Raw genomic sequence first — 23101 nt, forward strand, 5'->3', positions numbered from 1 at the left:
CTCCTACGCCGCGACGAGATACGAGAAGACGGACTCGAGGGACTCGTCCGACGGCGAGACCGTGTGCAGCCGGATGCCGTGGTCGCGGGCGACCCTCGGCAGCAGGGCCGTGAAGCGGCCGAAGTCGACGGCCTGGATCCGCAAGGCGCCTTCCGCCAGGTCGACTTCGATGCCGGACGTCGACGGGTCGGCGATCAGCGCGGCCGCGAGGGCGCGGTCGTCGCTGGAGCGCACCAGATAGCGGTGCGGCCGGTCGGTCATCAGGCGGCGGATCTTGCGGAAGTCACCGCTGGCCGCGTGCCGGCCCGCGACGACGACCTCGATGTGCCAGGCGAGCTGCTCGACCTCTTCGAGGATGTGGGACGAGAAGAGCACCGTGCGGCCCTCGTCGCCCATCTTCCGCAGCAGGTCCATCAACTGCATGCGCTGGCGCGGGTCCATGCCGTTGAAGGGTTCGTCCAGCAGCAGCAGCGAGGGGTCGTGGACCAGCGCGCTCGCCATCTTCACGCGCTGGCGCATGCCCTTGGAGTACGTCTGGATCTTGCGGTCCTGGGCGTACTCCATCTCGACCGTGGCCAGGGCCCGTTGGGCCGCCTTGGCGCCCAGGCCGTGCAACTCGGCGTTGGCGACGACGAATTCGCGGCCGGTGAGGAAGTCGTACATCGCCTCGCGCTCGGGGACGATGCCGATGTGCTTGTAGATGGCCTCGTTGCGCCAGACCTGTTGGCCGTCGAGGGTGACCGTGCCGGTGGAGGGGGCCAGGAAGCCGCCCATCATGTTGATGAGGGTGGACTTTCCGGCGCCGTTGGGGCCGAGCAGGCCGGTGACGCCGGGGCCGATGGTCATGGTGACGTCGTTGACGGCGACCACGTTGCCGAACCAGCGGGAGACATGGTCGATGGAGAGCGTGGTCACAGTCCGACCTTTCGGTAGCGGCGCAGCAGGAGGCCGTAGCAGGCGGCGATCAGGCCGAGGGTGACGAGGACGTAGACCACGCCCTCGCCGTTCGTCGGGCCGACACCTCCGGGGAACGCCGAGGTCGCGCCGAGGAAGGCGGTCTGCACTCCGTCGATGAGCGTGGTCGGCGAGAAGAGGCCGATCCAGGCGATGGAGTCGCCGCTGTTCTGCTCCTCGGCGATGGCCTGCAGGGTGGAGACCGCGCCGTAGGAGATGGTCAGTACGGCGATCACGGCGGCGATGCCGAAGCCGCGGCGCGGGGTGACCGCGGCGATGACCAGGCCGAGGCCGGCGAAGAGCAGCGAGAGCAGTGCCACGGAAACGAGTCCCTGTGCGAATCCCTTGGTCTGGTCGGCGAAGTCGAGCTTGGCCAGCAGCGCGCCCACATAGAGCACGAGCAGCGGGGCGGCGGTGAGGACGAACAGCGCCGAGGCCAGCGCCGCGTACTTCGCGCGCACGTAGTCCGCGGTCTCGATCGGCCGCGAGAAGTACAGCGGCACGGTCTTGAAGCGCAGGTCGCGGGAGACGGACTGGGGTGCCTGCGAGGCGACGTAGAGGCTGATGACCGCCTGCATGACGATCGCGTAGCGGGTGTAGTCGACCGGCAGGTCGTTGGCCTTGGTGGCGACGGCGACGGCGACCATGATGGCCGCGGGCACGCACATCACCACGAACAGCAGCATCGGCAGCACCTTGGACTTCACCGAGCGGCCGAGGCCGTAGGCGCCGCGCAGAGACTGCGAGTAGAGGGAACGGGTGGCGTAGGCGCGGCCGAGGCGGGGGCCGTCGTAGTTGCGGTAGCCGATGTCGTGGATGCGGGTCTGGTCACCCGCAACGGGCTGGTCAAGAGCCATGGACGGCCGCCTCCTTCCGCTGCTCGTCGCTGTCGGTGAAGACCTCCGCGATGTGGTGCCGGCGCTGCTCCATGCGCACCAGTCCGAGGCCGAGGTCCGCGATCACGTCCCGGACCAGGTCGTACGTCTCGTCGCCCTGCGCGGTCAGCAGCAGGATGTGCCCGGCGCCCGGCAGGCCGCTGCCGTCGTCGGTGCTCACCCCGCGCGCGTGGAGCGCCTCGCGCACCGCGCGGGTGCCGTCGGGGTGTTCGTCGGTGTCGGTGACCTCGATCGCCAGGGTGGTCGTGGTCTGCGTGAAGTCAGTGGTGGAGCTGGAGCGCAGCAGCTTGCCGCCGTCGACCACGACGACGTGGTCGCAGGTCCGCTCCAGCTCGCCCAGCAGATGGGAGGTGACCAGCACCGAGATGCCGAAGTCGGTGTGGATACGGCGGATCAGGCCGAGCATCTCGTCGCGGCCGACCGGGTCGAGGCCGTTGGTCGGCTCGTCGAGGAAGACCAGGTCCGGGTCGTGGACCAGGGCCTGCGCCAGCTTCACGCGCTGCTTCATGCCGGTGGAGTAGCCGCCGATGGGGCGGTAGCGCTCCTCGTACAGGCCGACATGGCGCAGCGTGTCCGCGGTGCGCTCACGCGCGGCGGTCGGCGGCAGCCCCGACATGCGCGCCATGTGGACGACGAACTCGGTGGCCGAGACGTCGGGCGGCAGACAGTCGTGCTCGGGCATGTATCCGACCCGCTCACGGATGGCGGCGCCCTTGGTGGCGACGTCGAGGCCCAGCACCTCGGCGCGGCCCTCCGTGGCGGGGGACAGACCCAGCAGGATCTTGATCAGTGTGGACTTGCCGGCTCCATTGGCTCCGACGAGTCCGGTCACACCGGGCCCGACGTCCACGGAGAGCCGGTCAAGCGCGGTCACCCGGGGGAACCGCTTGCTCAGGCTTTCGGTCGCGATCACAGTCACGACAATGACGGTAGTGAGCCGGAACACGTCGGTCGTCAGACCGTAGAGCCGTCTTGGGGTCCCTCTGGAGTCGTACGGGTCCTTAAGGGTCACCCTGAGGGTCGAGAAGGCCGCCCTATTGACGGTGGGTCTAACAGGTGTCAGATTTCCGGTGACAAGTTACGAGCGCGTACCGCAACCGGTGGGACGGGGTGCCATGGCTACGGTAGTGACCAGTGAACGCTCGGCGGAGCTGCAAGGTTTCCGCAGAGTGCAGCGCCTCGCCTACGAATGCGCCGAGGCGGTGGCGGCCCGGCTGCAGCCCGGTGTGACCGAGCGTGACGCGGCGCGGATGCAGCGCGAGTGGCTGCGCGAGCGGGGGGTGCGCGACTGGTTCCACCTCCCCTTCGCCTGGTTCGGTGACCGCACGGCGTTCGTCGGCTTCCGCGTCCCGCTGCAGTTCTTCCCGACCGGCCGCCGGCTGGAGCCGGGGATGCCGTTCATCCTGGACATGGCGCCGGTGTACGGGGGTTCACCGCCGACATCGGCTACTCGGGCTCGCTCGGGATGAACCGCGTCCAGGACAAGCTGATGGACGACCTGCGGGCGCACCGCGAGCTGATCCTGCGCGAGGTGCGCGAGCGCCGGTCGCTGCGGGAGATCTACGAGGACGTGGACCGGCTCATGGTCCGCCAGGGCCATGCCAACCGACATCGCGCCTACCCCTTCGGCGTGATCGCGCACAAGGTGGACCGGGTGCGCGAGCGGCGCTGGTCGCCGCGGCTCTTCGGGTTCGGCACCCAGTCCCTCAAGGGCCTGGCCGCCGACGCGGTGCACGGCCACCGCGAGGGCTGGTCCCCGCTGTGGTCGCCGTACCGGTTCTCGGACCATCCGCCGCGGCCGGGCCTGTGGGCGGTCGAACCCCACCTCGGATTCCGGGGCACGGGCGCGAAGTTCGAGGAGATCCTGGTCGTCACGGACTCCCGGGATCCCGAGGAGAGCGCCTTCTGGCTGGACGACGATCTGCCGCATGTGCGGCGCTGGGCGGAGGAGAAGTGAGTCTTCAGGGCGCGCGTGAGCGCTGGGTGCGGACCGGCGGGGTGGAGCTGTGCGTGGCGGAGCTGGGTGACCCCGCCCAGCCGACCGTGCTGCTGCTGCACGGCTATCCGGACAGCAAGGAGGTCTGGTCGGAGGTGGCCGCACGGCTCGCCGACGACTTCCATGTGGTGCTGTACGACGTCCGGGGCCATGGGCGTTCCACGGCTCCGCAGCCGCTGCGGGGCGGGTTCACGCTGGAGAAGCTGACGGACGACTTCCTGGCGGTCGTGGACGCCGTCAGCCCGGACCGTCCGGTGCATCTGGTGGGCCACGACTGGGGCTCGGTGCAGTCCTGGGAATTCGTGACGGTCCAGCGCACGGAGGGCAGGATCGCCTCCTTCACCTCGATGTCCGGCCCGTCCCTGGACCACTTCGGGCACTGGATCCAGAAGCGGATGAAGCGCCCGACCCCGCGCCGGGTCGGCCAACTCCTCGGCCAGGGCGCCAAGTCCTGGTACGTCTACCTGCTGCACACCCCGGTCCTGCCGGAACTGGCCTGGCGCGGTCCGCTGGGCAGGACCTGGCCGCGGATCCTGCGGCGGCTGGAGAAGGTGCCGACCGGCAACTACCCCACGTCGTCGCTCCCTTCGGACGCGGCGCTCGGGGCCTGGCTGTACCGGGACAACGTACGGCCGCGGCTGCGCCGCCCGCGCGCGGACGCCTACGCGCATGTGCCGGTGCAGCTGATCACGCCGCTGGAGGACGCGTTCCTGTCGGAGAAGCTCTACGACGAACTGGAGCTGTGGGCGCCGCGGTTGACGCGCAGGTCGTTGCCGGCGAAGCACTGGGTCCCGCGCACACGCCCCGATCAACTGGCTTCCTGGATCACCGAGTTCGCGCGGTCCGTGGAGGGCGGCCGGCCGGAAACCAGGGCGACCGGACGCCACGCCGACCGCTTTGGGGGCCAGTTGGTCCTGATCACCGGTGCGGGCAGCGGCATCGGCCGGGCGACGGCGTACGCCTTCGCCGAGGCGGGCGCGCGCGTGGTCGCCGTGGACCGGGACGGGGACGCGGCGGCCCGTACGGCGGAGATGTCCCGCCTGGTCGGCGCCCCGGACGCCTGGGCGGAGACGGTGGACGTCTCGGACGAACAGGCCATGGAGAAACTGGCGGAGAAGGTCGCCACCGAGTACGGAGTGGTGGACGTCCTGGTGAACAACGCCGGGATCGGACTGTCGGGCTCCTTCCTCGACACCACGTCGGAGGACTGGCGCAAGGTGCTGGACGTCAACTTGTGGGGCGTGATCCACGGGTGCCGTCTGTTCGGCAAGCAGATGGCGGAGCGCGGCCAGGGCGGCCACATCGTCAACACCGCCTCGGCGGCGGCGTTTCAGCCGTCCCGGGCCCTGCCCGCCTACAGCACCACCAAAGCGGCCGTGCTGATGCTGAGCGAATGCCTGCGAGCCGAACTGGCCGACGTCGGCATCGGCGTGACGGCGATCTGCCCCGGCTTCGTGAACACCAACATCACAGCGACCGCCCGTTTCGCGGGAGTTGACGCGGAGGAGGAGTCGCGCCGCCAGAAGAGGTCGGCCCGCCTGTACGGCATGCGCAACTACCCACCGGAGAAGGTCGCCGAGGCGATTCTGCGCGGAGTGGTCACCAACTCGCCGCTCGTGGCGGTGACTCCGGAGGCGCGTGGGGCACATCTGCTGTCGCGGTTCGCGCCGGGGGTGCTGCGGCGGATCGCCCGGATCAATCCGCCTGTGTGACAAGGAGGTTGAACAAGTGCCCCTCGGATGCCCGACCTTGACGAAACCCCTTGATATGACGGCCCGTTGTCCACAGAACCGTCAATTCCCCTGTGGATAACCACACTTGCCTGTGGATCAAACATCGGGGGCGAAATCATTCGCGTGATCCAGGTCTCTCCCGTCACCCTGAGGAGATGGAAGAAAGACCCATCGACGACCGCCGCACGGTGAGGGTGTCCAAGTACCTCTCCCGGCACCTCCGCCATCAGCCCGAGCGCATCGGCCTCACCCTGGACGAGGGGGGCTGGGTGGAGATCGACACCCTCATCGCCGCGGCGGCGGCACACGGCTTCCGGTTCACCCGGGAAGAGCTGGACCACGTGGTCGCCACGAACGACAAACGCCGCTTCGCCATCGACGGCACCCGCATCCGGGCCAGCCAGGGGCACAGCGTCGAGGTCGAGCTGGGCCTCCCCCCGGCGACCCCACCGCCGTACCTGTACCACGGCACCGTGGCGGGCGCCCTGGAGACGATCCGCGCGGAAGGGCTCCGCCCCATGAACCGCCACGATGTCCATCTCTCCACCGACCGCGAGACGGCGACCCGGGTGGGCGCCCGCCGGGGCCGCCCGGTCGTGCTCTCCGTCGACGCGGGCGCCATGCACCGGGACGGCCACGTCTTCCACGTCAGCGCGAACGGCGTCTGGCTGACCAAGGAGGTCCCGCCTCGCTACCTGCGCTTTCCGGAGTCGCACCGCGGCACAAAGTGACCGTTTCACGTGAAACGGTGACGCCGCATACGCTCGATTCATGAGTCTGCGTCTGAGCACCGTGATCCTCCCGTACCGCCGGTGGCACGAGGGGAGCCGGGCGGCTTGGCAGCGGGCGGAACAGCTCGGTTTCCACACCGCCTACACCTACGACCACCTGTCCTGGCGCAGCTTCCGGGACGGCCCGTGGTTCGGTGCCGTACCGACGCTGACCGCCGCCGCGGCCGTGACCGACCGGCTTCGCCTCGGCACCCTGGTCACCTCCCCCAATTTCCGGCATCCGGTGACCCTCGCCAAGGAGCTGATCTCGCTCGACGACATCTCCGGCGGCCGTGTCACTCTCGGCGTCGGCGCGGGCGGCACCGGGTTCGACGCCACTGCCCTGGGACAGGAGCCGTGGACACCGCGCGAGCGGGCCGACCGGTTCGCCGAGTTCGTGCCGCTCCTGGACCGGCTGCTGACCGAGGACGCCGTCTCCTACGAGGGCGACTACTACTCCGCGCACGAGGCCCGCAACATCCCCGGGTGTGTCCAGCGGCCCCGGCTGCCCTTCGCGGTCGCCGCGACCGGCCCGCGCGGACTGCGGCTCGCCGCCCGCCACGGGCAGGCCTGGGTCACCACGGGGGACCCGAAGCTGTACGAGAACGGCACGCCCGAGCAGTCGGTCCAGGCCCTGCGTGGACAGCTGGACCGGCTTGCCGACGCCTGCGCGGCGATCGGGCGGGACGTGAACGCCATGGACAAGGTCCTGCTCACCGGGTTCACCCCGGACCGCGCCCGTCCGCTCGACTCCCTCGACGCGTTCGTCGACTTCGCGGGCCGCCACCGCGCGCTGGGCTTCACCGAGCTGGTGATCCACTGGCCGATCCCGGACTCGGACTTCGCCGCGGACGAGAAGACCTTCGAACAGATCGCGATGGAGGCACCGGCCCAGGTGGGGTGAGGGGGGGCGGGGTGAGAGGGTGAGGGTGGGGGCGGTCTGAGGGCGCGGCGCAAGGGGCGGCCCAGCTCGGCGAGACGGCCCAGCTCGGTGGGGACGGCCCGGTCCGGCCAGGGAGCCGGCTCGCACCGTTCCATGCAGATGCGCACACTCCCGCACAGGACCGGAATGGCCCGGCCCGGCGGGATGGCCCGGCGAGGCAGTCCGGTACGGCTGGGGAGCCCGGCTCGGATGGACGGTCCGGCGCCGGGGGGACGGCCCAGGTCGGGGGACGGTCCCGCTCGGGTGGATGGCTCGGCGGGGTGGTCCGGCTCGGCTGGGCGGCAGCCCCGGCGCACCGTTCCTACTCAGATGCGCACACTGCCGCACGGGCGTGCGGGCATATGCGGGACAATGGGCCGGTGACCTCAGCGACTCGACAGCACGAGACCCCGGCCGCCGCCCTCCCGCCCCGGCTGATCGCCACCGATCTCGACGGCACTCTGCTGCGGGACGACAAGTCGGTCTCCCCGCGTACGGTCGCGGCCCTCGCCGCCGCCGAGGAGGCGGGTATCGAGGTCTTCTTCGTGACCGGCCGGCCGGCCCGTTGGATGGACGTCGTCAGCGACCACGTCCACGGCCACGGCCTGGCGATCTGCGGCAACGGCGCCGCGGTGGTCGACCTGCACGGCGGCCCCGGCGCCCACCGGTTCGTGAAGGTGCGCGGGCTGGCCCGCGAGAACGCCCTGGACGCCGTACGGCACCTGCGGGACGCGGCGCCCGGCACCGTCTACGCGGTCGAGCAGACGTACGGCTTCCACCAGGAGCCGGAGTATCCGAAGCTGCACATGGAGATCCCGGACACCCTGGCGCCCGCCGAGCGGCTGCTCTCCGAGGACGCCCCGAGCGCCGACGAGCCGGTGCTCAAGATCCTCGCCTACCACGCGGACATCGACCCGGACGCCTTCCTCACCCTGGCCCGCCTGGCCATCGGCGACCGCGCCAATGTCACCCGTTCCAGCCCGAGCGCCCTGCTGGAGATCAGCGGCCCCGACGTCTCCAAGGCCAGCACCCTCGCCCTGTGCTGCGCCGAGCGCGGGATCTCGCACGAGGAGGTCGTCGCCTTCGGCGACATGCCGAACGACGTCGAGATGCTCACCTGGGCCGGCCGCTCCTACGCGATGGGCAACGCCCACCCGGACGTGGTCGCCGCCGCCTCCGGCCGTACCGTCGCCAACAACGACGACGGGGTGGCGGTCGTGATCGAGCGGCTGCTCTCCGAGCACGGGCTCTGACGGCTCCGACGGCTCCGACGGCTATCCGATGCCCACGTCCCGCGCGGCCAGCCAGGCCACCGGGTCGACCGCCGACCCCGTCTCCGGGGTGACCCGCACCTCGAAGTGCAGATGCGGCCCCGTGGAGTTGCCACTGGTGCCGGACTGCCCGATCCACTGCCCGACGCCCACCCGCTCCCCCTGGTCCACGGCCACGGCCGCGAGATGGGCGTACTGCGTGTAGTAACCCCCGGCATGCTCCAGCACGACCTCGACGCCGTACGGCCCTCCGCACGACACCCGCACCACCCGCCCCGCACCCACCGCCCGCACCGGAGTGCCGATCGGCACCGCGAAGTCCTGACCGGTGTGCCGCCGCGCCCAGCGCTTCCCGCCGCTGCCGTAGGACGCGGACAGCGCGTACGTCTCCAGGGGCGCCACCCAGGACTGGGTGAAGTGCGTCTCCGGCTGGTCCAGCCGGACTGCGCCCCGGCACGCCCCGGCCGCCACCGAGGCGTCCGCACGGCCCTGCAGCTGCCGGCGGGCCTCCTCCAGCTTCCGCTCGATGTCCGTCTTCATCGCCGCGAGTTCGGCGTTGCGCTCGTCCAGTTCCCGCCAGGCCGCCCGGGCCTTCTCCTCGTCCGCGGCGAGCCGTGCCTCGGCCCTGCGGCTCTTGTCGATGGCGTTGTTGACGGCCAGGTTCGACCGCGAGAGGACATGCTGACCGCGCATCAGCTCATCGGGGCTGTCGGCCAGGATGATCTGCGCGGTGGCGGGCATGCCGCCGCCGTCGCGGTACTGGGCGCGCGCGATCCGGCCCAGGTCCTCGTGCAGGCCGCCGATCTCCTGCCGCTGCCGGTCGAGCAGCACCTCCAGCTTCCGCGCCCTCGCCCGCTGCTCCTCCGCCTCCCGGCGCCCCGCCTCGTACTGCTGCGTCGCAAGGGCCGCGTCCTCGTACAGCCGCGCCACCTGGGCACTGAGCCCGGAATCGGAGTCGGCCTCCGGGCCGGCGGCGTCGGTGGGACGGGCCGCGAGCACGGCCAACGCGCACAGCAGCGCCGGAACGAGCAAGGGATGACGGCGAGATGAGCGCATGTCAGCGATCCTGGCCCCGACGGGTGCGCGCGGTCCTGTTCACGTCGTACGGCTGGGGGAACGGTTGGCCCGGACGGACCAATGGGACGGCCAGGCAAGGGGCTGAGAGCAGCGCCGCTACCCCACCGACACCAACAGGTCCGCCTCCTCCTCCCGTTCCACCATCGCCCGCAACGGCCCCTCGATCGCGGCGAGCCGCGCGTAGGGGCCGCGCTGGACCACCCGTCCCCGATCGAGCACGACGACCTCGTCCACGGCTTCGAGCCCGGCCAGCCGGTGGGTGATGAGCAGGGTCGTACGGCCCTCGGTGGCCGCCAGCAGATCGGCGGTGAGCGCGTCGGCGGTGGGCAGGTCGAGATGTTCGGCGGGCTCGTCGAGCACGAGCACGGGGAAGTCGGCGAGCAGGGCGCGCGCCAGCGCCAGCCGCTGCCGCTGCCCGCCGGAGAGCCGGGCCCCGTGCTCGCCGACCAAGGTGTCCAGCCCGTCGGGCAGTTGGTCGGCCCACTCCAGCAGCCGGGCCCGCCGCAGGGCGTCGCGCAGCGCCTCCTCGTCGGCGTCCTTTCGGGCGAGGAGCAGGTTCTCGCGCACCGAGCTGTCGAAGAGGTGCGCGTCCTGCGCGCACAGCCCCACGAGCCGCCGTACGTCGTCGCCGTCGAGGGCGTGGGCGTCGACGCCGCCCAGCGTGTACCCGCCCGCCCGTGCGTCCAGGAAGCGCAGCAGCACCTGGGCCAGCGTCGTCTTGCCGGAGCCGGACGCCCCCACCACGGCGATCCGGCGGCCCTTCTCCAGGGTCAGGTCGAGACCGGCGAGCGCGTCCCGGTCCTGCCCCGCGTGCCGGGCGGTCAGGTCCGTGAGCACGACCGGGAACGGCGAGGCGGGCGCCTGCCGGGGCCGCTCAGGCTCCCGTACGGGCTCGGGGGCGTCCAGCACCTCGAAGACCCGCTCGGCGCTCCTGCGCACCCGCTGCCGGTACTGCACGGCGAGCGGGAGTCCGAGGACGGCCTCGAAGGCGGCCAGCGGGGTGAGCACCACTGCGGCCATCGCGATCCCGCTCAGCCGTCCGTCGGCGACACCCTGGGCGCCTACGAGGGCGGTGGCGGCGACCGTCAGGCCGGAGAGCAGCGCGGTGAGTCCGTCGCCGAGGGCGGTGGCGGTGGCGGCGCGCGAGGCGATCCGGGTGAGCGTCCGGTCGGCCCGGCGTGCCTCGGCGGTACGGGCGGGCAGGGCGCCGGCGACGGTCAGCTCGGCGGTTCCGGTGAGCAGATCGGTCACCCGGGTCGCCAGTACGCCTCGGGCGGGGGCCAGCCGGTGCTCGGCGCGCCGGGCGACGGCGCCGGTCAGCAGGGGGACGCCGGCGCCGGCCGCCAGCAGGCCGACGGCGAGTACCGCGCCGGCCTCCGGGAGCAGCCAGGCCGTGAAGCCGACGGACAGCGCCGAGACGGCGGTCGCGGCACCGGCGGGCAGCAGCCAGCGCAGCCAGTAGTCCTGGAGCGCGTCCACGTCGGCGACCAGCCGCGACAGCAGGTCGCCGCGCCGGGCCGTGCGCAGCCCCGCGGGCGCGAGCCGCTCCAGGCGCCGGTACACGGCGACCCGGGTGTCGGCGAGCATGCGCAGGACGGCGTCGTGCGACACCAGCCGCTCGGCGTACCGGAAGACGGCCCGCCCGATACCGAAGGCGCGGGTCGCCGTCACGGCCACCATCAGGTAGAGCACGGGCGGCTGTTGGGAGGCCCGGGAGATCAGCCAGCCGGAGGTGGCCATCAACCCGACGGCACTGCCGAGGGCCAGACTCGCGAACAACAAGGCAAGACCGAGCCGCCCCCGACGGGCCCCGGACATCGCCCGGACACGAGCGAGCACACCACCGCCTACCGCCACGGCTTCCTCGCCGCCGCCCACGGAAGCCTCGGCCGCCACTTCTCCGCGAGCGTGGGAGCCGGACGCCGGGGAGACGTCCGCGACCGCCCCGCCCGGAGCCGGGGAGTCGGCCACCGCCGCCGACGCGGATGCCACGGGAGCCTCGGAGACAGCTACGGTCCCCTGACCGGTTGCCTCGGGGACAGCCGCGACCGCCCGGCCGGGGGCCAGGGAGCCGGACGCCGACACCGACGCCGACGCAGGTGCCGTCGGCTCCGGCAGACGGATCACCCGGTCCGCCGTCCCCAGCAGCGCGGGACGGTGCACGACCAGCAGGACCGTCCGCCCCACGGCCAGCCGGCGTACCGCGGTCACGATCTCCGCCTCGGTCTCGCCGTCCAGCGCGGCCGTCGGCTCGTCGAGCAGCAGCACCGGCCGGTCCGCGAGGAACGCCCGGGCCAGCGCCAGCCGTTGCCGCTGCCCGGCGGACAGCCCGGCGCCGTCCTCCCCGAGCACGGTGTCGGCGCCCTGGGGCAGCGCGGCCACGAACTCCCGCGCCCCCGCCTCCTCCAGCGCCCGCGCCACGGCGGTGTCGTCGGCGTCGGGGCGGGCCAGGCGGACGTTCTCGGCGATGGTCCCCGCGAACAGGTGCGGCCGCTGCGGCACCCACGTGATCCTCGACCGCCACCGCTCCAGGTCCAGTCCGGCGAGGTCGGCGCCGCCGATCCGGACCCGCCCCTCGGCGGGCCGCACGAACCCCAGCAGCACGTTCAGCAGCGTCGACTTGCCCGCACCGCTCGGCCCGACGAGGGCCACGGTCTCCCCGGGCTCGACGACGAAGGACACGTCCGACACGGCGTCCCCGGACCGGCCGGGGTAGCGGACGGTCACGCCCTCGAAGGCGACGGCGCCCGAGGGCACCTCGGCGCTCCCCGAGGCCGGCACCGGCGTCTCCAGTACGGCGAAGATCTCCTCGGCCGCCGCGAGCCCCTCGGCCGCCGCGTGGTACTGCGCGCCCACCTGGCGCAGCGGCAGATACGCCTCGGGCGCGAGCACGAGGATGACCAGGCCGACGTACAGGTCCATCTCCCCGTGGACGAGCCGCATGCCGATCGTCACGGCGACCAGCGCCACGGAGATCGTCGCCAGCAGTTCCAGCGCGAAGGAGGACAGGAAGGCGATCCGCAGCGTCCGCATGGTCGCCTGCCGGTACTCGCCGGTGATCCGCCGGATCGACTCGGCCTGCGCCTTGGCCCGGCCGAACACCTTCAGCGTCGGCAGCCCCGCGACGACGTCCAGGAAGTGCCCCGACAGCCGGGACAGCAGCCGCCACTGGCGGTCCATCCGGGACTGGGTGGCCCAGCCGATCAGCATCATGAAGACCGGGATCAGCGGAAGGGTGCCGATGATGATGGCCGCCGAGACCCAGTCCTCGGTGACGATCCGCGCGAGCACCGCCACCGGCACCACCACCGCGAGCCCCAGCTGCGGCAGATAGCGCGAGAAGTAGTCGTCGAGCGCGTCGACGCCCCGGGTCGCGAGGGCGACCAGCGATCCGGTCCGCTGCCCGCCGAGCCACCCCGGGCCCAGCGCGGCGGCACGCTCCAGCAGCCGCCCCCGCAGCTCCGACTTCACCGCGGCGCTGGCCCGGTGCGCGGCGAGTTCGGTGAGCCAGGCCACGAGCGCGCGGCCGAGGGCGACGGCCCCGAGCAGCAGCAGGGGAGTGGTGAGTCCGCTCACCGGCAGGCCGTGCTGGAAGGCCCCGACCACCACTTCGGCGATGAGCATCGCCTGCGCGATGACCAGCAGCGCCCCGACCACGCCCAGGCCGACCACGGCCACCAGGAACAGCCGGGTGGCCCGGGCGTAGCGCAGCAGACGCGGATCGATTGGTTTCACGTGAAACACACCTCAGTGAGTGACGTCGGCGGCGATGTGCTGCGTACCGATCCGCTTGCGGAACACCCAGTAGGTCCAGCTCTGGTAGAGCAGCACGATCGGCGTGGCGATCGCCGCGCACCAGGTCATGATCTTCAAGGTGTACGGGCTGGACGAGGCGTTGGTGACCGTCAGGCTCCACTCCTCGTTCAGCGAGGACGGCATGACGTTCGGGAAGAGCGACAGGAAGAGCATCGCCACGGCGGCCACGATGGTGACCCCGGACAGCGCGAACGCCCAGCCCTCACGCCCGGCCTGATTGGCCGCCAGCGCCACCAGCAGCGCGGCCACCGCCACGGCCATAGCGACCAGGCTCTTGCCGTCGCCGCTCTCGACCTGCGTCCACAGCAGGAAGATCAGCGCGAGTACGGCTGTCGCGAGACCGACTTGAAGGGCCAGCTTCCGCGCCCGCTCCCGGATGTCCCCGACCGTCTTGAGCGCCACGAACACCGTGCCGTGGAAGGTGAACAGCGTCAGCGTCACCGCACCGCCGAGGAGGGAGTACGCGTTGAACAGGTCCCCGAGGGTGCCGACGTACTCGAAGTCCCGGTCGATCTTCACGCCCCGCACGATGTTGCCGAAGGCCACGCCCCACAGGAACGCCGGGAGCAGCGAGGTCCAGAAGATCGCGGTCTCCCAGTTGCGCTGCCAGTTCTCCTCGGGCCGCTTGACGCGGTACTCGAAGGCGACGCCCCGGATGATCAGGCAGACCAGGATGAGCAGGAGGGGCAGGTAGAACCCGGAGAACAGGGTGGCGTACCACTCGGGGAAGGCGGCGAAGGTCGCGCCGCCGGCGGTGAGCAGCCACACCTCGTTGCCGTCCCAGACGGGGCCGATGGTGTTGATCAGGACCCGCTTCTCGGGCCGGCCGCGGGCCAGCAGCTTGGTGAGGATGCCGACCCCGAAGTCGAATCCCTCCAGGAAGAAGTAGCCGGTCCACAGGACGGCGATCAGGACGAACCAGACGTCGTGCAGTTCCATGACTGTGCAGCTCCCTCGGCCTAGTAGGAGAAGGCCATCGGCTTGTCGGCGTCACGGATGTCGCCGCCGATCTTCGTGGGCGGGTTGAGGTCGGCCTCGGTGAGCTCGGGCGGCCCGGCCTTGACGTACTTGGCGAGCAGCCTGACCTCGATCACGGCGAGGACGGCGTAGAGCGTCGTAAAGACGATCATCGAGGTGATGACCTCGGCCTGCGAGACACCGGGGGAGACCGCGTCCCGGGTCTGCATCACGCCGTAGACGACCCACGGCTGGCGGCCCATCTCGGTGAAGATCCAGCCCCAGGAGTTGGCGATCAGCGGGAAGCCCATGGTCCACAGGGCCAGCAGCCAGTACAGCCGGGTGAGCTTGGAGCCGAGCGGCTTCTTCAGCAGTACCAGATGCGGTACCTCGTCCTCCCCGGTCCGCCAGGCGGCCGGCAGCATGAACCTCTTCCGGGTCAGCCACAGGCCCAGCAGGCCGAGCGAGAAGGACGCCATGCCGAAGCCGATCATCCAGCGGAAGCCCCAGTAGGCGACGGGCACGATGGGCTTGTAGTCGCCGGGCCCGAACTTCTCCTGGAGGGCCTTGTTGGTGTCGTTGATGCCGGGGACGTACGACTCGAAGTCGCTGTGAGCGAGGAAGGACAGCAGCCCGGGGATCTCCAGGGCCACCTTGTTGTGCCCCTCGTCGACGTCTCCGTAGGCGAAGACGGAGAAGGGTGCCGGCTCCTCGCCGTCCCACAGGGCCTCGGCGGCGGCCATCTTCATCGGCTGCTGCTCGTACATGACCTTGCCGAGGGTGTCGCCGCTGATCGCGGTGAACAGGCCGCCGACCGCCAGGGTGACGAGGCCGAGGCGGAGCGAGGTCCGCATCACCGGGATGTGCTTCTTGCGCAGCAGGTGGAAGGCGGCGATGCCCACCATGAAGGCGCCGCCCGTGAGGAAGGCAGCCGAGAAGCTGTGGAAGACCTGGTTGAGCGTGGTGTTCTGGGTGAGGACCAGCCAGAAGTCGGTCAGCTCGGCGCGGCCCTTCTCCTCGTTGATCCGGTAGCCGACCGGATGCTGCATCCACGAGTTCGCCGCGAGGATGAAGTACGCCGACAGCAGCGTGCCGAGGGAGACCATCCATATGCAGGCCAGGTGGATCCTCTTCGGCAGCTTGTCCCAGCCGAAGATCCACAGGCCGATGAAGGTGGACTCGAAGAAGAACGCGATCAGCGCCTCGAAGGCGAGCGGGGCGCCGAAGACATCGCCGACGAAGCGCGAGTAGTCGGACCAGTTCATGCCGAACTGGAACTCCTGCACGATGCCGGTGACCACGCCCATGGCGATGTTGATCAGGAAGAGCTTCCCCCAGAACTTGGTGGCCCTGAGGTACTTCTCCTTCTCCGTACGCACCCAGGCGGTCTGCAGCCCGGCCGTCAGGGCGGCCAGCGAGATCGTCAGAGGGACGAACAGGAAGTGGTAGACGGTGGTGATGCCGAACTGCCATCGCGCCAGAGTCTCCGGCGCCAAAGCGAGGTCCACGTCGTCAGTCTCCTTACGTCGCCGAGGCCCAGCGGCAGGTTTGCCCCTCTTGTCCCGCTCATCACGGGATCAACCCGGACACGCTTGTGAACGCGTTCACATTCACAAGCAATTATGACGCACTGATTTTCGCCACGGGAAGGGGGGTCCCCTTAGCGCCTCCGCGTCAGGGTCTTGGCAGCGAATTCAACATCTTGTTGAATTGCTCCCCATGCAGATACGGATCTCCTGGCCCGCGGGACACCTCACCGCGACCCTCGACGACACCCCTACCACCCAGGCGCTCGCCAAGGCCCTGCCGCTCGTCTCCACCGCCCACACCTGGGGCGAGGAGGTCTACTTCGACACCGGCGTCTCGGTTTCACGTGAAACCGGCGCCCGGCAGGTCGTCGAGCCCGGCACGGTGGCCTTCTGGACCGACGGGGACGCACTCGCCCTCCCCTACGGCCCCACACCGATCTCGCGAGGCGACGAGTGCCGCCTCGCGAGTCCGTGCAATGTCCTCGGCCGCCTCGACGGCGACCCCCGCCTGCTCTCGACGGTGCGCAACGGAGACCCCGTGCGCGTGGAGCCGGCTGAACCGGCGGACGCCTAGAGCTCCTTACGGAACCCCTCCGCCGCCTTCAGGAAGATGTCGTTCGCCTCGGTCTCCCCGATCGTCACCCGCACACCCTCGCCGGGGAACGGCCGGATCACCACGCCGTGCTGCTCGCACGCCGCCGCGAAGTCGACCGTGCGCTCCCCCAGCCGCAGCCACACGAAGTTGGCCTGGGTCTCGGGCACCGTCCAGCCCTGGGAGCGCAGCGCGTCGACCACCCGGGTCCGCTCACAGACCAGCGAGCCGACCCGGCCGAGCAGTTCGTCCTCGGCCCGCAGCGAGGCCACCGCGGCGTCCTGCGCGAGCTGGCTCACCCCGAAGGGCACCGCGGTCTTGCGCAGCGCCGCCGCCACCGGCTCATGGGCGATGGCGAAGCCGACCCGCAGCCCCGCGAGGCCGTACGCCTTGGAGAACGTGCGCAGGACACAGACGTTCGGCCGGTCCCGGTAGATCTCCACGCCGTCCGGCACCTCGGGGTCGCGGATGAACTCCCGGTAGGCCTCGTCCAGCACCACCAGCACATCACCGGGCACCCGGTCCAGGAACCGCTCCAGCTCGGGCCGCTTCACGACCGTGCCGGTGGGGTTGTTGGGGTTGCAGACGAAGATCAGCCGGGTCCGCTCGGTGATGGCCTCGGCCATCGCGTCCAGGTCGTGCACATCGCCGGGCGTCAGCGGCACCCGTACCGAGGTCGCCCCGCTGACCTGCGTGATGATCGGGTACGCCTCGAAGGACCGCCAGGCGTAGATGACCTCGTCGCCGGGGCCTGATGTGGCCTGGATCAGCTGCTGGGCGACCCCGACCGAGCCCGTGCCGGTGGACAGGTGGGAGAGCGGGACGCCGAAGCGCTCGGAGAGCTCGTTCATCAGGCCCGTGCACGCCATGTCCGGGTAGCGGTTGAAGGCGGCCGCCGCGGCCGTCACGCTCTCCATCACCCCGGGCAGCGGCGGATAGGGGTTCTCGTTGGAGGACAGCTTGTAGGCCACCGGACCACCGGACGCCGCGGGCCTGCCCGGCTTGTAGGTGGGGATACCCTCCAGCTCCGCACGCAGCTTGGGGCTCGTCTCGCTCACCGCAGTCCTCCTCGCGACCACCGGCGGCCCATCGTCACCACCGGCTTCCAATGCTTCTCACCTTATGAGGATTCGGCTCGGCTGCGTACAGGTGAGAACAGACCTCCTCCGTCACACCGGCATCAGGGGCATCCCACGCGAAGCCGTACGAATTGGGGGGCGCGTCACACATATATCTATGCGCCGGTGGCTCGCGCCGTAGCGCGCATCCCTCGTGAAGGTGAGTTGAGACCTCTTCGAAACATCGGGAAGTTGGCAGGTGTGCGCACGCCGACAAGTCACGTATTGCCATGGGAGCGCTCAACTCCCTTTTAATCCAATGGTCTTGACGCCGAATGACCATGCAGAAACGTGCCTGTCAACCGCTGCATATGCGTCCGCACTACCCCACCGCATGAGCCCTACTATCGGCTCGCCATGACAGCAGCAGGGAAGCACCAGGTGAGCCGCGCGGACACCGCCCGCCGGGGCAACCGGCCGGGCCGGGCAGGCATCAGAGACGTCGCCGCCGCCGCCGGAGTCTCCATCACGACCGTCTCCGACGCCCTCAACGGCAAGGGCCGGCTCCCCGACGCCACCCGACGCCACGTCCGTGAGGTCGCCGACCGGCTGGGCTACCGCCCGTCGGCCGCGGCCCGAACCCTCCGTACCGGTAAGTCGGGGCTCATCGGCCTGACCGTGACGACGTACGGGGATGAACCTTTCACCTTCACCGAGTTCGCCTACTTCGCCGAGATGGCGCGGGCCGCCACCTCCGCCGCGCTCGCCCGCGGCTACGCCCTGGTCATCCTCCCCGCCACCTCACGCCACGACGTGTGGTCCAACGTGGCCCTGGACGGCACGGTCGTCATCGACCCCTCCGACCAGGACCCGGTGGTCAGTGAGCTGGTCCGGCAGGGTTTACCGGTCGTCTCCGACGGCCGCCCGGTCGGCTCGCTGCCGGTCACCGCGTGGGTCGACAACGACCACGAGGCCGCCGTCCTCGGCATCCTGGACCATCTGGCCGACGCCGGCGCCCGCCGCATCGGCCTGCTGACCGGGACGACGACGGACACGTACACCCATCTGTCCACCACCGCCTACCTCCGCTGGTGCGAACGGGTCGGCCAGGACCCGGTGTACGAGGCTTACCCCGCCCACGACCCGTGCGCGGGCGCCGTGGCCGCCGACCGGCTGCTGGCCCGCCCCGACCGCCCCGACGCCGTCTACGGCCTGTTCGACCCGAACGGCACCGATCTGCTCGCCGCCGCCCGCCGCTACGGACTGCGCGTACCGGACGACCTGCTTCTGGTCTGCTGCAGCGAGTCCACGGTGTACGCCAACACCGAGCCCCCCATCACCACGCTCTCGCTGAAGCCGCGCCGGATCGGCACGGCCGTGGTGCAGTTGCTCATCGACGCGATCGAGGGGGTCGAATCGGACCAACCGGTCGAGCAGGTGATACCGACCGAGCTGATCGTCCGTACCTCTTCCCAGCGACGTCCGCCGCGCACGACCGTCAGCCCGCCCCGGTCGCCCGAGGAGCAGTAGCAACCGAGCGGAGGGCAGACGGCAGAAGCCCTGCCCAATCGGGGCGAAAGCCGCGGTGAACCGGAGCCCTGCTCTGATTCACCACCCCTGGGTCATCACATGGCGCGATCGGCATTCCTATGATGGGCCCACGACACCGCGGGCCGCTGCGACCAGGCAGTCCGATGCGGTGCAGATGCGGCGCGATGGTGGAGGGGTCTGATGACTCAGGGGGCCGGTCAGGGACCCGAGGTGGAGCGGACGGCGACGTTGCGCGACTTCCGAGTGCCCGCGTACATCCACGAGACCGGTCCGTACGTGCAGCAGACGCATCCGGGCGATGTCGCTCCCGCCGCGGCGGAGACGTACCCCGAGGGGTACACCCCGACCCAGCGCGACCTGCCCGTCATCAACCGCGGTGACACGCTTCAGGTGACCGTCGAACCGGTGGCCGCGATGGTTCCGCAGCAGTCGGGCGGCCCCGGTCCGCTGTTCGTCGTGGGCGACGTGCACGGTTACCTCGACGAACTGGTGGCCGCGCTCCAGGAGAAGGGGCTGATCGACGCCGCGGGCAACTGGTGCGCGGGCACCGCCCGGCTGTGGTTCCTCGGTGACTTCACCGACCGCGGCCCGGACGGCATCGGCGTCATCGACCTCGTCATGCGGCTGTCCGCCGAGGCCGCCGCGGCCGGCGGCTACTGCAAGGCCCTGATGGGCAACCACGAACTGCTGCTGATCGGCGCCAAGCGGTTCTCCGACACCCCCGTCAACTCCGGCGCGGGCACCGCCACCTTCCAGGCGGCCTGGCTGCTCAACGGCGGCCAGAAGACCGACATGGACCGCCTCCAGGACCACCATCTGCAGTGGATGGCCCGGCTGGACGCCATGGAGGAGGTCGACGGCCATCTGCTCGTCCACTCCGACACCACCGCCTACCTGGACTACGGCCACTCCATCGAAGAGGTCAACGACACCGTCCGCGAGACGCTGACCCGCAACGACGCGGACGAGTGCTGGGACCTGTTCCGCAAGTTCACCAAGCGCTTCTCCTTCCGCGACGAGGGCGGCTCTGCCGCCGTACGCTCCCTGCTCGATACGTACGGCGGCACCCGCATCGTTCACGGCCACAGCCCGATTCCCTATCTGCTGGGCGAAGTCGGCTCCGAGGACAGCGAGGACGGCGGCGGCCCGCTGGTCGAGGGGCCGCACCTCTACGCCGACGGTCTGGCCATCGCGATGGACGGCGGAGTGACCATGGCCGGAAAGCTGCTGGTCCAGCAACTTCCCCTGGATATCTGACGGTTCCGGGGGCAGGTGTCACCCCGGGCCGGAAGGACCCGGAACCACGCAGGCCAGGGGCCAATTTCTGGAAACCCCCTGTCACCGTGTGCCGTCACGGCTCTACCATCGGCTTATCCGTAGCAGGCTCCCCTCCGTTTCTGCCCGACGGCTCGTCGCCATGCGAGCCCCAAGCCCTACGGAGCATCGGGGGATGCACATGAACAGCGTTCCGCAGCACCTGCACAGTGAGGACCGCCAGGAGTACGAGCGGATCCTCGACGAGGCGCTGCGCTCCGCCACCACCCGCCCGGAACTGGCCGCTGTCGGACAGCGGCTCAACTCCGAACAGCTGCGCACCATGGCGCTCAACGCCTCCGCGATCATCACGGCGGCCGCGGCGACCGAGTACCAGCATTACGTGAAGGTGCGCGAGGAACTGCGCCAGCCGGCGCCGTCCACCCCGCCGTCCGTTCGCGAATCCGGCTCCACCGAGTCGGGTCCGAGCGCGATGGGGCTCGCCACCACCATGGGAGAGGCCGCCGCCGAGACCGCCGGCGCGGGCATCGTCGCCGTCGCGGCCGTCCTCACCCCCGTCCTCGCCGGAATAGCCGCGGCGCTCTTCCTGCTCGTCGGGTACATCCTGCGGATGCTCGAACCCGAGCCGGCGTTCGCCCAGACGATGCTCACCACCGGATGGGTGTTCGGCGCCGTGACGGCGGCCGCGATCCTCGTCGCCGCCGTCGGGCTGCTGCTCACCGCTCTGCGCAACAGGCCGGCACTCGACACCGGCCCGCACGGAGAGCTGGGCAGCGAGGTGGCCCGGGCCAGGGAAGCCTGGCGTGAAGCCCTGCTGGAGCGCGGCATCCTGCCGTTCCTGCGGGACGCGCTGGCCGACCCCGGCACCGCCGCCGCCCTGCACCGCACGGCGCCCACGGCACCGATCAGCCGCATGCCGAACCTCGGCTACGACCGTCCGGGCTTCTCCAGCCCCGGCGAGGGCACTGCGTCAGGCCCCCGCCCGAGCTTCAGCAGCCCGGACTACACAAGCCCGGATTTCGGGGGTCCGGAGCATCAGCCGGAGTGACTCCGGCCCCTCGGCTTGCGCCCCCGTCGCGGGGAGCGCAAGCCGGATGTCCGGGGGCCGGGGCGGGCCGTAATCAGAGGATGCCCGCGCCGCGGGCAGCCACCGTCCACTGCGGGAACTCGGACAGCAGCCGGTCGTACAGATCCTGGTCGGGGACGGTGCTGATGTCGTCCACGGAGAAGAAGCCGACGTTGTCGACGCGCCGGCCGGGCAGGGTGTCGAAGCGCTCCAGGACCCCGTAGTCGGACTTGCCGAGGCCCACGAACTGCCAGAAGATCGGCTCCTCGACCGCTTCCCGCAGCTCCTTCTCGATCTGGGCGTTGCGGTAGACGCCTCCGTCGGAGAAGAACAGCACCAGGGTGGGGGCCTGGGCCGGGTTCTGGCGGACATAGGCGCGGACTTCCGCGATCACCTTCTGTTCCTCGTTCTGGATGCCGACCGTCCGCATGTCGACCTGGCTGTCCTCCAGGCCCTTCTTCCGCTTCTTGGAGCCGAAGAGGCTCATCTCCCCGCACCTGACGTGCAGCCGCGTCCACTCGGGCAGCTCCCCGAGCCGGAAGTCGGGCAGCCGTGCCGGGTTCGAGGCGAAGGTCCACGCCTGCATCTCGCCGTCGTCGTCCAGCTGCGCGGCCACGGCCGCCATCCGCTCCACGACGTCCGCGACGACTCCCCGGGAGTACAGGAACGACATGGACCCGGAGGCGTCCAGCACCAGGATCACGCGAGCGGTGATGCCGGTCGCGCCGTGCTTGCTGAGACTGACCGCGACCTGCTGCTTACGCAGGTCCAGCCGCTTGCGCATGTCCACGGGCAGGCGCTCTTCGCCCTTGGTGAGGTTGGGGGAGGCCGGAGGGGCTACGGGTGCGGCGGGGGCGGCAGGGGGTGCGGCGGGGGCGGTCGTCATGGGCGGTGCCGGTACGGCCGGCGGTGTGGATACGGCCGGCGGGGTCGTCGGTACGGCGGTCTCCTCCTCGTCGACCGTGATGCCGAAGTCCGTCGCCAGCCCGGCCAGCCCGGAGGCGTACCCCTGCCCCACGGCCCGGAACTTCCACTTCCCCTGGCGGAGGTACAACTCACCGCCGATGAAGGCCGTCTCCGTCCCGGCCTCCATCACGAAGTGCGCGATCTCGGCGCCGCTCCGCTCGTCGACCAGTCGCATCGTCAGTCCCGGCACCTGACCGAACGTGCCGCCGTCCGCCGAGGCGCACAGCACGATCTTCTCGATGGCGGGCTCCAGCGCACCGAACTCCACCGCGACGGTGTCGGTGGTGGTGCCCGCCCGCTGCTGCTTGCCCAGGTGGCTCACGGCCTTCGAGGCGTGGTGGGGCTGGTTGTAGAAGATGAAGTCGGCGTCGTCGCGCACGCGTCCCGCCGCGGTGAGCAGCAGCGCCGAAGCGTCCACGTCGGGGGTGCCCGGCCCGTCGGACCAGGTCAGCTCCACGCGCACGGCCGTTGCGTCTACGGGAAGGTTGGCGCCCTTGCTCAGTGCTGTCATGGGATCAGTGTGCCGACTGATCCGGCGGCCCCGGAAGGGCCTCGGTCCCTCGGCCGAGGTCGGGCTGTTTCACGTGAAAAAAAGCGCCCGGCGCCCGCCGGGGGGGGGGTTGGGGGGGGTGTCCGGCGTCGGGGCGGTGAAGGGCGGTGGCCCGGGCGGGG

General features: G+C 70.8%; 17 protein-coding genes and 1 pseudogene. 9 read left to right on the forward strand and 9 right to left on the reverse strand.

Translation table 11 applies throughout. The features are described 5' to 3' along the window. Nucleotides 1–3: 3 nt before the first annotated feature. Genes ACWD11_RS26640 through ACWD11_RS26650 form a run of 3 tightly spaced genes read right to left on the reverse strand, consistent with a single transcriptional unit; the run spans nt 4 to nt 2763 of the window. Nucleotides 4–915, reverse strand: coding sequence for an ABC transporter ATP-binding protein (locus ACWD11_RS26640; protein WP_389416557.1), 912 nt, complete (start codon nt 913–915; stop codon nt 4–6). Continuing rightward, complete coding sequence (locus tag ACWD11_RS26645) at nt 912–1811, reverse strand: ABC transporter permease (protein WP_389416558.1); 900 nt, start codon at nt 1809–1811, stop codon at nt 912–914. Before ACWD11_RS26645 ends, ACWD11_RS26640 begins: the two co-directional genes overlap by 4 nt. Further along, on the reverse strand, nt 1801–2763 hold the full coding sequence (locus tag ACWD11_RS26650; protein ID WP_389416999.1) for an ABC transporter ATP-binding protein: 963 nt from the start codon (nt 2761–2763) through the stop codon (nt 1801–1803). Before ACWD11_RS26650 ends, ACWD11_RS26645 begins: the two co-directional genes overlap by 11 nt. Nucleotides 2764–2965: 202 nt before the next feature. Between ACWD11_RS26650 and ACWD11_RS26655 the strand changes: the two are divergent. The 5 genes and pseudogenes from ACWD11_RS26655 (at nt 2966) to ACWD11_RS26675 (ending at nt 8524) form a co-directional block, all read left to right on the forward strand. Further along, nucleotides 2966–3807: pseudogene (locus ACWD11_RS26655) on the forward strand (M24 family metallopeptidase). Further along, nucleotides 3804–5558: an SDR family oxidoreductase gene (locus tag ACWD11_RS26660; RefSeq protein WP_451285993.1), complete on the forward strand. Its 1755-nt coding sequence runs from the start codon at nt 3804–3806 to the stop codon at nt 5556–5558. Before ACWD11_RS26655 ends, ACWD11_RS26660 begins: the two are co-directional and overlap by 4 nt. Before the next feature lie 176 nt (nt 5559–5734). After that, the gene (locus tag ACWD11_RS26665; RefSeq protein ID WP_451285995.1) at nt 5735–6310 is read left to right on the forward strand and encodes an RNA 2'-phosphotransferase; all 576 of its coding nucleotides are present in this window, start codon (nt 5735–5737) and stop codon (nt 6308–6310) included. Nucleotides 6311–6350: 40 nt separating this feature from the next. Further along, nucleotides 6351–7253 (forward strand): LLM class flavin-dependent oxidoreductase, encoded by a 903-nt coding sequence (locus tag ACWD11_RS26670; protein WP_389416562.1) that lies wholly within the window; start codon nt 6351–6353, stop codon nt 7251–7253. A gap of 380 nt (nt 7254–7633) precedes the next feature. Beyond that, nucleotides 7634–8524, forward strand: coding sequence for a Cof-type HAD-IIB family hydrolase (locus ACWD11_RS26675; RefSeq protein ID WP_389416563.1), 891 nt, complete (start codon nt 7634–7636; stop codon nt 8522–8524). 21 nt (nt 8525–8545) lie between these two features. On the opposite strand, the gene ACWD11_RS26680 is transcribed toward ACWD11_RS26675, so the two are convergent. The 4 genes from ACWD11_RS26680 to ACWD11_RS26695 form a co-directional block, all read right to left on the reverse strand. Continuing rightward, nucleotides 8546–9598 carry a M23 family metallopeptidase gene (locus ACWD11_RS26680; RefSeq protein WP_389416564.1) on the reverse strand — a complete coding sequence of 351 codons (1053 nt, stop codon included), beginning with the start codon at nt 9596–9598 and terminating at the stop codon, nt 8546–8548. A 117-nt stretch (nt 9599–9715) separates the two neighbouring features. Then, the gene (gene cydD, locus ACWD11_RS26685; protein WP_451285998.1) at nt 9716–13363 is read right to left on the reverse strand and encodes a thiol reductant ABC exporter subunit CydD; all 3648 of its coding nucleotides are present in this window, start codon (nt 13361–13363) and stop codon (nt 9716–9718) included. 3 nt (nt 13364–13366) lie between these two features. After that, entirely contained in the window at nt 13367–14374 is a 1008-nt protein-coding gene (gene cydB, locus ACWD11_RS26690; RefSeq protein ID WP_451286000.1) for a cytochrome d ubiquinol oxidase subunit II, read from the reverse strand. A 20-nt stretch (nt 14375–14394) separates the two neighbouring features. Further along, a complete protein-coding gene (locus ACWD11_RS26695) occupies nt 14395–15900 on the reverse strand; it encodes a cytochrome ubiquinol oxidase subunit I (RefSeq protein ID WP_389416567.1) in 1506 nt (501 codons plus the stop codon). A gap of 211 nt (nt 15901–16111) precedes the next feature. Here ACWD11_RS26695 and ACWD11_RS26700 point away from each other — a divergent pair, with 211 nt between their 5' ends. Next, complete coding sequence (locus tag ACWD11_RS26700) at nt 16112–16495, forward strand: cyclophilin-like fold protein (RefSeq protein ID WP_389416568.1); 384 nt, start codon at nt 16112–16114, stop codon at nt 16493–16495. On the opposite strand, the gene hisC is transcribed toward ACWD11_RS26700, so the two are convergent. Further along, nucleotides 16492–17571: a histidinol-phosphate transaminase gene (hisC, locus tag ACWD11_RS26705; RefSeq protein ID WP_451286002.1), complete on the reverse strand. Its 1080-nt coding sequence runs from the start codon at nt 17569–17571 to the stop codon at nt 16492–16494. The genes ACWD11_RS26700 and hisC overlap by 4 nt on opposite strands. 417 nt (nt 17572–17988) lie before the next feature. On the opposite strand from hisC, the gene ACWD11_RS26710 reads away from it, so the two are divergent. The 3 genes from ACWD11_RS26710 to ACWD11_RS26720 all read left to right on the forward strand — a co-directional run bounded on the left by ACWD11_RS26710 (nt 17989) and on the right by ACWD11_RS26720 (nt 21445). Then, nucleotides 17989–19101: a LacI family DNA-binding transcriptional regulator gene (locus ACWD11_RS26710; protein WP_389416570.1), complete on the forward strand. Its 1113-nt coding sequence runs from the start codon at nt 17989–17991 to the stop codon at nt 19099–19101. A gap of 201 nt (nt 19102–19302) precedes the next feature. Beyond that, nucleotides 19303–20379 carry a metallophosphoesterase gene (locus tag ACWD11_RS26715; RefSeq protein WP_451286004.1) on the forward strand — a complete coding sequence of 359 codons (1077 nt, stop codon included), beginning with the start codon at nt 19303–19305 and terminating at the stop codon, nt 20377–20379. Between the two features lie 193 nt (nt 20380–20572). After that, entirely contained in the window at nt 20573–21445 is an 873-nt protein-coding gene (locus tag ACWD11_RS26720; RefSeq protein ID WP_389416572.1) for a hypothetical protein, read from the forward strand. A 73-nt stretch (nt 21446–21518) separates the two neighbouring features. Here ACWD11_RS26720 and ACWD11_RS26725 read toward each other — a convergent pair whose 3' ends face one another. Then, on the reverse strand, nt 21519–22940 hold the full coding sequence (locus ACWD11_RS26725) for a VWA domain-containing protein (protein ID WP_451286006.1): 1422 nt from the start codon (nt 22938–22940) through the stop codon (nt 21519–21521). Nucleotides 22941–23101 lie beyond the last annotated feature (161 nt).

It is taken from the genome of Streptomyces sp. NPDC002776 (assembly GCF_053592195.1).

Bases quoted from the DNA above. Each gene is read 5' to 3' on its own strand.
- ACWD11_RS26725 (WP_451286006.1), bottom strand. From the start codon at position 22,940: ATGACAGCACTGAGCAAGGGCGCCAACCTTCCCGTAGACGCAACGGCC.
- ACWD11_RS26665 (WP_451285995.1), top strand. From the start codon at position 5,735: ATGGAAGAAAGACCCATCGACGACCGCCGCACGGTGAGGGTGTCCAAG.
- ACWD11_RS26675 (WP_389416563.1), top strand. From the start codon at position 7,634: ATGCGGGACAATGGGCCGGTGACCTCAGCGACTCGACAGCACGAGACC.
- ACWD11_RS26670 (WP_389416562.1), top strand. From the start codon at position 6,351: ATGAGTCTGCGTCTGAGCACCGTGATCCTCCCGTACCGCCGGTGGCAC.
- ACWD11_RS26720 (WP_389416572.1), top strand. From the start codon at position 20,573: ATGCACATGAACAGCGTTCCGCAGCACCTGCACAGTGAGGACCGCCAG.
- ACWD11_RS26710 (WP_389416570.1), top strand. From the start codon at position 17,989: ATGACAGCAGCAGGGAAGCACCAGGTGAGCCGCGCGGACACCGCCCGC.
- ACWD11_RS26715 (WP_451286004.1), top strand. From the start codon at position 19,303: ATGACTCAGGGGGCCGGTCAGGGACCCGAGGTGGAGCGGACGGCGACG.
- ACWD11_RS26700 (WP_389416568.1), top strand. From the start codon at position 16,112: ATGCAGATACGGATCTCCTGGCCCGCGGGACACCTCACCGCGACCCTC.
- ACWD11_RS26645 (WP_389416558.1), bottom strand. From the start codon at position 1,811: ATGGCTCTTGACCAGCCCGTTGCGGGTGACCAGACCCGCATCCACGAC.
- ACWD11_RS26680 (WP_389416564.1), bottom strand. From the start codon at position 9,598: ATGCGCTCATCTCGCCGTCATCCCTTGCTCGTTCCGGCGCTGCTGTGC.
- cydB (WP_451286000.1), bottom strand. From the start codon at position 14,374: ATGGAACTGCACGACGTCTGGTTCGTCCTGATCGCCGTCCTGTGGACC.